The sequence below is a fragment of the Nonomuraea sp. NPDC002799 genome, from assembly GCF_053592075.1.
In genome coordinates this window covers 439468-451461 of record NZ_JBSFVA010000002.1, presented here as the reverse complement: position 1 = coordinate 451461, position 11994 = coordinate 439468, and the positions used below count along the sequence as shown (strand labels likewise).

At 71.3% G+C, this 11994-nt stretch carries 10 protein-coding genes; 5 read left to right on the top strand and 5 right to left on the bottom strand.

Going from position 1 to position 11994, the window contains the following annotated elements; genetic code table 11:
* Nucleotides 1–78: 78 nt before the first annotated feature.
* Both ACWD0F_RS05895 and ACWD0F_RS05890 read right to left on the bottom strand, forming a co-directional pair.
* On the bottom strand, nucleotides 79–879 hold the full coding sequence (locus ACWD0F_RS05895; RefSeq protein WP_449872774.1) for an SDR family NAD(P)-dependent oxidoreductase: 801 nt from the start codon (nucleotides 877–879) through the stop codon (nucleotides 79–81).
* A 109-nt stretch (nucleotides 880–988) separates the two neighbouring features.
* Entirely contained in the window at nucleotides 989–3283 is a 2295-nt protein-coding gene (locus ACWD0F_RS05890; protein WP_449872773.1) for an ATP-binding protein, read from the bottom strand.
* A 240-nt stretch (nucleotides 3284–3523) separates the two neighbouring features.
* On the opposite strand from ACWD0F_RS05890, the gene ACWD0F_RS05885 reads away from it, so the two are divergent.
* Both ACWD0F_RS05885 and ACWD0F_RS05880 read left to right on the top strand, forming a co-directional pair.
* A complete protein-coding gene (locus ACWD0F_RS05885; RefSeq protein WP_449872772.1) occupies nucleotides 3524–6370 on the top strand; it encodes an ATP-binding protein in 2847 nt (948 codons plus the stop codon).
* A gap of 33 nt (nucleotides 6371–6403) precedes the next feature.
* A complete protein-coding gene (locus ACWD0F_RS05880; RefSeq protein ID WP_449872771.1) occupies nucleotides 6404–7231 on the top strand; it encodes an alpha/beta fold hydrolase in 828 nt (275 codons plus the stop codon).
* Nucleotides 7232–7256: 25 nt separating this feature from the next.
* Here the strand turns inward: ACWD0F_RS05880 and ACWD0F_RS05875 are convergent, their stop codons facing one another.
* A complete protein-coding gene (locus ACWD0F_RS05875) occupies nucleotides 7257–7931 on the bottom strand; it encodes a sigma factor (protein ID WP_449872770.1) in 675 nt (224 codons plus the stop codon).
* Between the two features lie 425 nt (nucleotides 7932–8356).
* Here ACWD0F_RS05875 and ACWD0F_RS05870 point away from each other — a divergent pair, with 425 nt between their 5' ends.
* A complete protein-coding gene (locus ACWD0F_RS05870) occupies nucleotides 8357–9052 on the top strand; it encodes a UbiA family prenyltransferase (protein WP_449872942.1) in 696 nt (231 codons plus the stop codon).
* Entirely contained in the window at nucleotides 9049–9552 is a 504-nt protein-coding gene (locus ACWD0F_RS05865; RefSeq protein ID WP_449872769.1) for an oxygenase MpaB family protein, read from the top strand. Before ACWD0F_RS05870 ends, ACWD0F_RS05865 begins: the two co-directional genes overlap by 4 nt.
* 10 nt (nucleotides 9553–9562) lie before the next feature.
* Here the strand turns inward: ACWD0F_RS05865 and soxR are convergent, their stop codons facing one another.
* Entirely contained in the window at nucleotides 9563–10027 is a 465-nt protein-coding gene (gene soxR, locus ACWD0F_RS05860; protein WP_449872768.1) for a redox-sensitive transcriptional activator SoxR, read from the bottom strand.
* A gap of 55 nt (nucleotides 10028–10082) precedes the next feature.
* On the opposite strand from soxR, the gene ACWD0F_RS05855 reads away from it, so the two are divergent.
* The gene (locus tag ACWD0F_RS05855) at nucleotides 10083–10955 is read left to right on the top strand and encodes an NmrA family NAD(P)-binding protein (RefSeq protein WP_449872767.1); all 873 of its coding nucleotides are present in this window, start codon (nucleotides 10083–10085) and stop codon (nucleotides 10953–10955) included.
* Between the two features lie 3 nt (nucleotides 10956–10958).
* Here the strand turns inward: ACWD0F_RS05855 and ACWD0F_RS05850 are convergent, their stop codons facing one another.
* Nucleotides 10959–11954 (bottom strand): LLM class F420-dependent oxidoreductase, encoded by a 996-nt coding sequence (locus tag ACWD0F_RS05850; protein ID WP_449872766.1) that lies wholly within the window; start codon nucleotides 11952–11954, stop codon nucleotides 10959–10961.
* Nucleotides 11955–11994 lie beyond the last annotated feature (40 nt).

Below are 11994 nucleotides of genomic sequence, written 5' to 3'. Positions count from 1 at the left end.
CGACGGCACCCGTGCGATTCTTTGATCAATGACGCTGTTCGGCACGTGGCCGGCCGGCGGCGGGATGGCAGCCTGGCATCACGTGCTCTCCGGCGGCCGGTGACCGTTCTGCCCAGGTAGGTCATGGTCGGCGGCCGTGCTGAGCGAGACCGGCCGCCACTGGTCGAGCTCCTGGGCCACGTGCTCCAGCTTGGCTTCGACGTGGGTGACGGCGTCGGCGCCGAGCTGCAGCCGCAGCGGAGGATCGCCGGCGGTCAGGAGGTCGACGATCGCGGCGGCCGCCTTGCGCGGATCGCCCGGCGGGAGCGGGCCGCGATCGAAGACCGGCGGCAGGGTGGGGTAGCGGCCGAGTTCGACGACGGTCACGCTGACGCCGACCTCGGCCAGTTCAGCGCGGAGCGTCTCGCACAGCGCCTCGACGGCCGCCATGGACGCGCCGTACAGGCCCGCCCCCGGCGGAGCCGAAAAGCCGGCGGCCGAGCCCACCACGATGATCTGCCCGGTCTGCTGCGCCTTCAGGACCGGCAGCACGGCGCGGCTCACGGCGAGCAGGCCGACGACGTTGACGTCGAAGAGGGCCCGCGCCTGCGCGTCGGTCGTCTCCTCCAAGGGCATGCGGACGGTTCTGGCGGCATCGTGGACGAGCACGTCGATGCGGCCGAATCGGCGCATCGACCCCTCGACGGCCGCCGCCGGCGCCTCCGGCCGCAACACGTCCAGCCCCAAGGGGAGCACCTCGCCGGCGGCTCCGGCGAAGGCGGCGGTCACCGCCGGCAGATCGCGGCCGGTGGCGACCACCCGGTGTCCTCGCCGCAGCGCTTCGCGGGCGACACGGTGCCCGATGCCCCGTGTCGCGCCGGTGACGAACCAGACAGCCATCCGCGTCCACCCACAATGTCGGCCTCCCCCGGTGGGAGACGGTGAAGACACCGTGTCAGCGGAAACGGCGGGCTACATCGCACGAACGTGGGATATTTCGCGGCCGTGCTTAACGGACGGCTGCTGCGTCGGGTCCGGACAGCTCTTCGAGTTCCTTGACCACCTCGGCGGCTTCCTCGAAGAAACCATCTTCCTCATACAGCCGGGCCGCTTCCGTCAACACCTGGCGGGCCTCCTCGACCCGGCCCAGGCGCCGCAGTGCGGTGCCGATCCTGCGCTGCGTGAGCGCCAATGCCTCGGCAGTGTTGGCAGCCGGGTGGGCACTCAGCTCCGGCAGTGCCTGCCGGTAGGAGGCGACGGCCTCCTCCCAGCGTTCGAGCAGGAGGTAGATGGTGCCGCGATAGGCCAGGGTGGACCCGAGATGGTAGCTGACGTGGGCCGGGGAACGGCCGTAGGCAGGGTCACGCAGCCTGTCCAGCAGTGCCAGGCAGTGCTGTAATGCCTCTTCTATCCGGCCTGCCCGCCGCAGGGCGTGGATGTGGCCCGTCATGGCCACGGGATAGCCCTCCCGATCGCCGGCCTGCAGGAGGAGATCGGCGGCTCGCCGGGTGTAGTCCAGCTCCCGCTCCAGGTTCGCCGGATCGCCCATGATGGCCCAGCCCGCATGGGACAGCGCCCACCCCTGCTGGCGTGCGTCACCGACCTCACGGGCCAGGTCCAGCGCCCGCAACGCGGTCGCCTCCGCCTCCTCGTCACGGCCTTCACACACAGACAGCGCCCAGGACAGGAGGTTGAGATGCACCGCCTCCTGCAGCCGATCGCCCAGGGTGTGCGCCACCGTGGAGGACAGCTCGAACACCTCACGCCAGTGCCCCCACCGCCTCCACAGGGGAGAGAACCAGTGCATGGATCCGGCCACCTCGATCACCGTCGGGTGCTCACCACGCCGGGCCGCTGAGCGCAGCGCCTCCAGCCAGGCCGTGCTCTCCGCCTGCAGCCAATCGCCGGCCTCCTGCTGACTGTTCAGCGTGACCAGAGAACGCCACTCCGGCGGCGGCGCACCGTAACCGGGCTCGAACCAGCGGCCGGCCACCGTGGCCACCTCCAGCAACCAGCTCTCCATCCGCACCCGCGCCACTTCCTGCGCCTCGACCGGATCCTCCCGCTCCAGTTGGGCGCGGGCATACAACCGGACCAGGTCATGGAAGACGTAACGACCGGCGTACGGCGAGGTGAGCAGGCCCAGGTCGACCAGCTCTTCCAGGGCGTCCTCGGCGTCGTCCAGGTCGAGCTGCATCAGGATCGCGGTCAGCGGGATGCCGAAGCCGGGCGCGGCGGCCAGCGCGAGCCGCCGGAAGGTCTGCCGGGCGTTCGGGGTGAGCTGCTCGTACGACAACGCGAAAGCGGCGGCGACGTGCAGGTCACCGGCGGCCAGCGCGTCCAGGCGGCGCTCCTCGTCGTCGAGCCGGCCGGCGAGTTGCTTGATCGTCCAGCCCGGCCGGCTCTGCAGCCGGTTGCCGGCGATCCGCATGGCCAGCGGGAGATGGCCGCACAACCGGGCCAGCTCGCCGACCGTGTCCGGCTCGGCCGCCGAGCGGGGCTCGCCCACGATGGCCCGCAACAACGCGGCGGCCTCCACCTCGGCGAGCTGGGCGAGGGGGATCTGGTGCACGCCCTCCAGCCCCGCCAGCGGGCGGCGGCTGGTGATCAGGGTCATGCTTGGCCCGTCGCCCGGGAGCAAGGGGCGTACCTGGCTCTCGCTCGCCGCGTTGTCGAGCACGATGAGGCAGCGCCGCTCGCGCAGCAGGGCCCGGTAGTGCCCGGCGCGTTCCTGCTCGTCGGCGGGGATGCCCCGCTCGGCCAGGCCCAGCGCCTTGAGCAGCCGCGCCAGGCCGGTCCCGCTCGCCAGCGGGGTGGCGTCCATGCCGCGCAGGTCGAGGAAGAAACGGCCGTCGGGGAACAGGTCCGCGAGCCGGTCGGCGGCGTGCACGGCCAGCGCGGTCTTGCCCATCCCCGCCGTCCCCGAGACGGTCGCGGTGACCGCCGGCCCGTCCGCGCCGGCGTGCCGGACGGCCAGCTCGCGCAACAGGCCCAGCTCGTGCTCGCGGCCGGTGAAGTCGCCGATCCCCCGGGGCAGCTCACAGATCCCGGAGCTGGAGGGGGCAGGGCGCGGCCGTCCGGCCCTGGCGGCGGTGAGGAGGGCGTCGTGGTCTTCCGGTGGCAGCCGCAACACCTCGGCCAGCGCGGCGACGGTACGGCGTTGCGGGCCGCGGCTGATGCCCCGCTCCATGTCGCCGATCGCCCGCACGCTCACTCCGGAGGCTTGGGAGAGCTCCTCGATCGTCAGGTCCGCCGCCTGCCGGCGGGCCCTCAGCAGTGCGCCGAAGGAGAGCTCATCGCCCAACTCCTGCCTCCCTGTTCCGGCGAAGGGCGGAAGCGGCCGGCTACTTCTGCCTGCCGTTCTGCCTCGTACCCAAGCGACCACGTTGGTTTCATTCTCTTACACGCCATTCCCCCCCGGAACAGAGCCCGACCTGCATCAACCCACACTGCTTCGATCGTCGTCGAGGCACTGACGGATGTGGAAGCCCATGATCTCCTCCCTGTCTTCGCCCGAGTGCCCACCCACGGAACGGACGAGCACGTGAGCCGCAACGGTATGGCCGCCGCCTTCTCCACACCTTCCGAGGACCTGCGGCACCGCATCACGGACGCCTCCCCCACGCTGCCGCTGCGCGGCCGGGAAAACGAGTTGCTGATCCTGCGTGACCGGCTGCACGCCCTGACCCAAGGACAGGGCGGGGCCGTGCTGATCGAAGGGGCGCCGGGAGCGGGCAAGTCGCGGCTGCTCGCCGAGGTCGCCGGCCTGGCCAGGGCCGCCGGTCTGCGCGTCCATGCGGGAGCCGGCGTGCCGGACGGCCACGCCGTCCCCTTCTCCCCCCTGCTGGACGCCCTGCTGTCCGGCCCCGCCCCGCTCATGGCACGCGATCGGCTGCTGGCGTTGAGCGAAGCGGCCGACCAGCGTTTCTGGTTGTTGCAGGAGCTCCAGCACGAGCTGGAGCGGGCCGCGCTGGCCGCTCCGCTGCTGATCGTCATGGATGACCTGCAGTGGTGTGACGCGGCCACCCGCAGCGCGCTGCGCACGCTGCCGGCCCGCCTGTCCGGCCGGCCCATCCTGTGGGTGCTGGCCACCAGCGAGCACCCCCAGACCGGCCCGGCGCACGCCTGGCTGGTGGACAGAATCGTCCTGCCGCCTTTGTCCGCCGAGGCGGTGGCGCTCCTGGCGCAGGACGTCCTGCGGGCCGTGGCCGAGCCCGCGCTGCTGGAGCTGGCCCGCAAGGCCGACGGCCGCCCGCTGCTCCTGGTCGAACTGCTGAACGGGATCCGCGAGGAAGGCGCCATCACCGTCAAGAACGGCATGGCGCACCTGAGAGCCGCCGGGCGCATCCCGATGCGCTTTCGCTCCTCCATCCGGCATCGGCTCGACCAGCTCTCACCGCTGGCCCGCGACAGCGTGCGCTTCGCGGCCATGCTCGGCCGCGACGTCGACGTCGAGGTCCTGGCCGAGTTGCTGCGGTGCTCACCTGTCGACCTGATGGGCCCCTTGCAGGAGGCTCTCCGCGCCGACCTGCTGACCGACACCGACGGGCGGCTGGCTCTCCGTCACGACCTGGTCCGCGAGGCCGTCCGGGCCGGCGTGCCCGCCGCGTTCAAGAACCACGTACGCCGCCAGGCCGTCGATGTACGCCTGCGGCGCGGCGCGGCGGTCATGGAGGTGGCCGCCGACCTGGCGGAGGTCGCCCAGCCGGGCGACCACGAGGCCGTCTCGCTGCTGCGCCGGGCCGCCACCGACCTCGCGCCCCTCTCCCCCGCCACCGCGGTCGCCCTGAGCAGCCGCGCCCTGGAGCTGGCTCCGGCGGACCACGCCGACCGCCCGGCGCTGATCGCCGAGACGATCATCCTGCTGTGGCAGACCGGCCACGACCTCGAAGCGAGGACGATGGCCGGCGACGCCCTGGCCCGGCTGCTCGAACCGGAAGCCGAAGCACAGGTACGGCTCAGCCTGGCCCGGGTGTCGGGCCGGCGCTCCTTCGCCGAGGCGGTCCGGCAGTGCCGCCTCGCGCTGGCCCTGCCCGGGCTGTCGGAGGCGACCCGGGCGCAGTTGCTCGCCCTGCGGGCCCTCGCACTCGTCCTGGCCGGCAACGTGGAGGAGACCGGCCACGTGGTCGAGTCGGCGTTGCGGACCGCCGCCTCCTGCGGCAATCGCACCATCGAGGCCACGGCGATCGCGGCGCGGGCGGCCGCCGCCTTCCACCATCACATGGATTGGCGGCGCGCCTTCGACCAGCAGGACGAAGCGGCCCGGCTGGCGACGGACGCGGGCATCCTGCACTCGTTGTGGATCCCCGAGCCCTCCTGGAAGAGCTTGTTGTGGAGCTCGGCCGGCGAGTCGCTGCGCGGGCTCGAAGAAGCCGACGCCGGACTGCGCGAGGCGCAGGCGCACGGGCAGACCGCCGCCGTGCACCTGTGGTCGATGTACCGCGCCCGCATCCTGCTCGACGCCGGCCGGCTGGCCGACGCCCGTGCCGAGGCCGAGGCGGCGCCCACCATGATCGAGGACCTGGGAACGGGGAACGCCGCCGACGTGACCGCCCTCTACACCCTCGGCCGGGCGGCGTTGTACACGGGTGACCAGCCGGGCATCGCACGTTTCGTCGCCGACGGCCGGCGGATGACGCGCGACGAGGCTCCCTTCGTCGCCAGGACGGGCGCCTGGATGCTCGCCCTGGCAGCCGACCGCGACAACGATCCGGCACTCGCCATGACGTACGCGGCGAGGGCAGTCGCGGCCGGCCCGGCCGGCGGGCGCGTGACGACGCCGTTGGACCCGGCCGACGACGTCTTGTTCGTCCGCATGGCCCTGCGTGCCGGTGAGCGCGGAGCCGCCACGGACATGGTGTGCCTGGCGGAGGAGCGAGCCGGGCGCAACCCGGGCTTCCCGTTCCTGGCCGCCATCGCGGCGCACGCCCGCGGGCTGCTCGACGACGACGCGGCACTCCTCTCGCGGGCCGCCGGGCAGCTCGCGGACTTCCCCCGGCCGATCGTCCGCGCGTCGGCGCTGGAGGACGCCGGCCGCACCCTGGCGGCGACCGACCGGAAGGCGGCCGTCGAGTGCCTGGACGCGGCGCTGAAGCTGTACGAGCAGGCCGGCGCGCTGCGGGACGCGGGCCGGGTACGGCGGCGGTTGCGCGACGCCGGGATCCGGCGCCGTGGCCGCGCCTCCGGAGTCACCCGCGGCTGGAACGGGCTGACCGCCTCGGAGTTGCAGGTGGTCCGGCTGGTGGCCCAGGGCGCCACGAACCGGCAGGTGGCCGAACGGCTGTTCCTGTCGCCACACACCGTCAACACCCACCTGCGCCACGCCTACACCAAGCTGGACGTCAACTCGCGGGTGGAACTGACCAGGCTGGTCGTCGAACACGACGGCTGATCAGCGATGCATCGGAAAGGAAGCGGCGGCCACATGGCCTACCTGCCTGTTGGCGTCGATCACGGCCGTACCCCGGTCGAGCTCTGCTACGAGGACTACGGTGACGGCCGTCCCGTCGTCCTGCTCCACGACTGGCCCTTGTCCAGGCACATGTGGGCGGCACAACTGCCCGCGCTGGTGGAGGCCGGGTACCGCGTGATCGCCTACGATCTCCGGGGTTTCGGCGACTCCTCCCGCCCATGGGACGGCTACGACTACGACAGCCTGGCGGCCGACCTCCGTGCGGTGCTGGAGCAGTTGGAGCTCAGCGAAGCGACCCTGGTGGGAGCCGGAATGGGCGCGGCGCAGATCGTGCGCTACCTCACCCGGTACGGAACCGCCGGGATCAGGGGAGTCGTCCTGGCGGGCGCGGCGCTGCCGTACCTGTACCGCTCCTATGACAACCCGCAGGGCCCTTGGGCCCCCGAGCGGTTCAAGCACCTTGAGGCTCGTCTGAACACCGACAGATTCGCCATGCTCGACGCGTACGTCACCCGGATGTTCCGAGCCGACGGGCGCGTGCTGCTGAGCGACCCGCACCGCGACCACTATCGTGCCCAGGGCGCGACCGCGGCGCCACAGGCGCTCAACGCCGGTCTGACCACCCTGGTGCGCAGTGATCTGCGCAGCGAGATCGCGATACCTCTGCCGGCCCTGGTCATCCACGGCGAGCACGACGACATCACCCCGTTCCCGGTCACCGGCGCGCAGGTGGGCGGCAGCGCCGTGGAGGTCATCCAGGGCGCGCCGCACGGCTGCCAGGCCACCCATCCGCTGCGGTTCAACCGCGCTCTGCTCCGCTTCCTGGCGTACGGCGGATAGGCGCGGCCGACCGCACCGTGGCTCGTCACGCACTCTTCCGCATGGGGATGTCAGCCGCGAGAAGTCCTTCCAGCTCGGCGAGGTCACCGGTCTGCGCCGCGGTCAGGAACGTCTGCACGAGACGCTGATGCACGGCGGTGTCCACCGGCTGCCGACGCCCGGCCGCCAGGCGTTCATGGGCGCGCCGCACGAGCTGCCGCGTATGGTCCGCACCCAGGTGCAGCACTTCGGAGATGCGCCGGTAGGGGTAGTCGAACGCTTTGCGGAGCAGATACGCCGCCCGTTCGGCGGGCGACAGTTTCTCCAGCAGCAGCCGGAGCACCGCGTCGACCGCGTCGTGTCGTTCGGCCACCGTCTCAAGGCTGACGCTGCCGTCCACCGTCTCGGGCAGCCAGGGGCCGACGGACAGCTCGCGACGCCTCCGGGCGGACTGGGCGACGTTGATGGCGAGCCTGGTGGTCGTCAGCGCGAGGAACGCGGGCGGGTTGCTGACGACCGAGCGGTCGGCGCGCGCCCACCGGAGCCACGCCTCCTGCACCACGTCCTCGGCCTCGCCCACGTCGCCGAGAAAGCGGAGACCGATCGCCAGCAGCCGGGGCGCCGTGGTGACGAACACCGAAGCGGCCGCGTCCAACTCACTGATCGACCGGTCATCGGTCAGGCCTTTGACGTCTTCGGAGGGATGGCAGGCGGTAATCATCGTTGTCTCCAGCTAAGAGCGCAGCGCCGGTCGGAGATCCCAGCAAACGCCCTACGGGCCCGGCCGACATCACACGGATGCGTGACATCCCCCCGGTGGATCTGGCAGGCCGCCGGGAACCCCGGCTCGTGCCCTTATTCGCCGCAGTGTTTTACGGCGGGCATTCCTTGCCCCAGCCTGGCTCAGCGATATGCCGAGCGCTCCCGCGTTGCTACTCTGTGAACACACGCCTCCGATATACGCAGGGGTGCCGAGATGAGGTCCTCGAAAACGGCCGGCCGATTATGGGATTTCCCCGTCGACCTGTGGCGACTGGCACGCGGAATGTCGTGCATGGTCGGAGCGGCCATCGCGGTCGTGGGACTGTATCTGTCCGGTGAAAATATCGCGGTCTCGCTATTTGAGACAGTTCTTGTCGCCTCGCCATCGGCGCGGTGGTGGCGAGTTCGAACATCGTGAACGACATTGTCGACGCGGCGGCCGATGCCTATGACAAACCGACCCGCCCGCTGCCCTCGGGACGCGTCCCGGCTCGATCGGCCTGGATCGCGGCCTGGGTGACCGCCTTTGTGGCGGCGGCGGCCGGAAGCGCGCTGGGCCTGCTCGAAGGAGTGATCACCTTGGGCACGCTGGTGATTGGCTGGCTCTATTCGTTCTATCTGAAGAACACGGTTCTGCTCGGCAACGCGACCATCGCGCTGCTGTTCGCATATTGCTTGGTCTTCGGCGCTTCCGTCGCGGCCGGCGCCGACGGCCGGATCTGGGTCATGGCCGCACTTATGTTCGTGTTCGGATTCGCCTATCTCGTGCTGCTCGCCGTACGCGACCACGCCGCCGACACCCACGCGGGCATCACCACGGTCGCCACCTATTTCGGTGAACGGCCCGCGATTCGCGTCTTCCAGTGCTTGGCGATGGCGTGCGTGCTGCTCCTCCTGCTTCCTCCGGTGTTCGGCTGGGATCCGGCGAGATATCTGGCTTTCATGACGCCGGCGGCGATCGCGCCCGTGTGCATCTCCGCGATCGCGGCCGGCAGGCAGGGCATTTCGCTCGCCATTCTGCTGATGCGGATGGTCTGGTTTCCCGGCCTGGCGGTCCTGGCCTTCGCCGGATCGCCATGATGACGGCTGATCCAGGTCTGTTCGGGCCGGACAGCCGATCCTGGCAGGTGCTGCGGGAACGTTCGGTGATTCTCGGCGGGATGCGGGCGTTGCTGATGCAGGCCGCGCATCCGCGCATCGCCGCGGCCGGCCAGTTGTCGCGTCAGTACGAAACGGATCCCTGGGGGCGACTCGAACGCACCCTGCGCTCGTTGTTCGCGATCGTTTTCGGCACCACGCAGGAGGCGAGAGCCGCCGTACGTGCCGTGAATCGAGCACACAGCGCGGTGGCCGGCTTCGATCCGGTGACCGCGGCACCGTTCTCCGCCCGTGACGAGCACCTGCTGCTCTGGGTGCACGCCAAAGCGACCGGCGGCGCCTACTACGGGCCGAACGGCTTTCTCGGGCTGACCGGTGAGCCGGCAGAAGTTCGCTTCCCCCCACGGGCCATGGACCGGCGCCTGGCGTCCCGGCTATGGGATTATTCGGAGGAGTCGACCGGAGTGGGTTTCCCCTTCTGACGGGTTGGGCCTAGGCGGACGCTCCTGAGCTGAGGCGGTGCGGCCCGCTGCCCTTCTCGCTGAGCTGATCTCGCGGGTTGACCAGCGCGCACTGCTCGAACGACAGGCAGCCGCAGCCGATGCACTCGGTGAACAGGTCACGCATCCGCTCCAGCCGTTCGATCCGGTCGTTGAGCTCCACGCGCCAGCAGTCGGACGCCCGGATCCAGAACTCCGGGGTCGGGGCGGCACCTTCGGGCAGGAAACCCAGGACCTCGCCGATCACCGCCAGCGGGATGCCCACGTTCTGCGAGGCGCGGATGAAGGCCACCACGCGCAGCGTCGTCCGGTGGTAGCGGCGCTGGTTCCCGGACGTGCGGCGGCTGCGGATGAGCCCCTGGCGCTCGTAGAAGCGCAGCGCCGAGGCGGGCACGCCGCTGCGCTCGACGAGCTCGCCGATGGTCAGTTCCTTGGTGTTCCAGGGCACGGTGCTCACGCCTCAGATCCTAGGGCTTGACTTAAACATTGGTTTAAGTTCCAGCATGGTCACCATGAACGAGCTCAAGAAGATCCTCGTCACAGGTGCGACCGGCAACGTGGGCCGGCACCTGGTCTCCCTGCTGATCGAGAGGGGCCTCTCGCCGCGCGCGCTGGCCAGGGACCCGCGCCGGGCCGGCTTGCCGGACGGCGTGGAGGTGGTAGCCGGCGACCTGACCGACCCCGGCTCCCTCGACGCGGCGCTTGAGGGTGTCGACTCCGTGTTCCTGCTGTGGCCCTTCTTCGCGGCGGACGGAGCGCAGGCCGTCGTGGACACGATCGGCAAGCACGTGCGGCACGTGGTCTACCTTTCCGCCTTCTCCGTGCAGGACGACCGCGAGCCTGCGGACAACGGGGTGTGGGGCGAGGTGGAGCACCTGGTCCGAAGCACCGGAGTGTCATGGACGTTCCTGCGGGCCGGCGGCTTCGCCACCAACACCCTGAGCTGGGCCGAGGAGATCCGCGGCACGGGTGTGGTGCGGGCGCCGTACGCGGACGCGGCCCGGTCGCTGATCCACGAGGCCGACATCGCCGCCGTGGCGGCGCGGGCGCTGACCGAGAACGGGCACGCCGGCCGGCGGTACGTGCTCACCGGCCCGGCGGCGGTCACCCAGGCCGAGCAGGTGCGCATCATCGGCGAGGCGATCGGGCGGAGCCTGCGTTTCGACGAGCAGCCGCCCGAGGAGGCTCGCGAGCAGATGATCGCCGCCTGGGGAAACCCCGCCTTCGTGGACCAGGCGCTCGGCCACTGGGCCGGCATCACCGACGAGCCGGAGCCGGTCACCTCGACCGTGCACGAGCTGCTCGGCCGCCCGGCCCGTACGTTCGGTGAATGGGCCCGCGACCACGCGGCCGACTTCCGAGCTCCCGAGCCGCGTTCGGTATGAGGGTCAGGGGTGGCGTAGGGCGGTGAGGACGTCCTCCAGGCGGATGTGGCCCGTGAGCAGCTCCGGGGTCGGCGCCAGGTAGAGCTGGAGCGAGGTGACGCCGGCCTGGAGGAAAGGGCGGAGCTGACGGTGGCAGTCGGCTGGAGAGCCGTGGATCCAGAGGGCGTCCACCAGGTCGTCCGGCAGGGCGGCGCCCGCTCCGTGGCGGTCGCCGGCGTCGAAGCGGGCCCGCGACTCAAGCAGGCGGTCGCCGCGGCCGAGCCAGTCGTGGAAGGCTCGATACGGCGCCTGGTTGAGTATCCAGCCCAGGAAGGCGCGTCCGGCGTTCCTGGCGTGCACCTGATCCGCCGTCGGGCAGACGAAGACCTTGACGACGATCTCCCGGCCGGGTGGCGGCGGACCGGCCGTGCCGAGGACCTGGGTGAGGTCGCCGGCGGTGAGGATGTTGGTGATGAAGCCGTCGCCTTCCTCCAGGCTGAGCCGGACCATGCGCGGGCGGAGTGCGCCGAGCAGCACCTTGGGCGGCGTGGCGGCCGTCCGGGGCAGGTGGAAGCCGCGCACGGCGAACGTCTCGTACTCGTGGTCGATGTGCGCGCCGCGCAGCGCGGCGCGCAGGAACCGGAGCGTGTCGCGCAGGCGGGCGACCGGCTTGGCGAACGGGATGTCGTTCAGCGCCGAGACGTGGGCGGGGACGGAGGTGCCGATGCCCAGCATGGCCCGGCCGTCGCTGAGGTCGTTCAGCGCGGCGGCCGTCTGGGCGAGCACGGCCGGACCACGGGTGAACACCGGCACCACACCGGTGCCGACCCCCAGCTCCGGTTGCCAGGCCGCGGCGGCGGCCAAGGGGGTGAAGGCGTCCAGGCCGCCGCCCTCGCCCGTCCACACGTCGCGGTAGCCCAGGCCGGGCAGCGCCTGCAGCGTCCGGCGGTGGTCACGCAGTGCCAGGCCGGGAAGCGGCAGGTTGACCGCCCAGCGGATGCGCTCGACGTCGGTCGTCATCGGTTTCTCCTCAGCCTGCGATCGTCGCTCGTCATCGGTT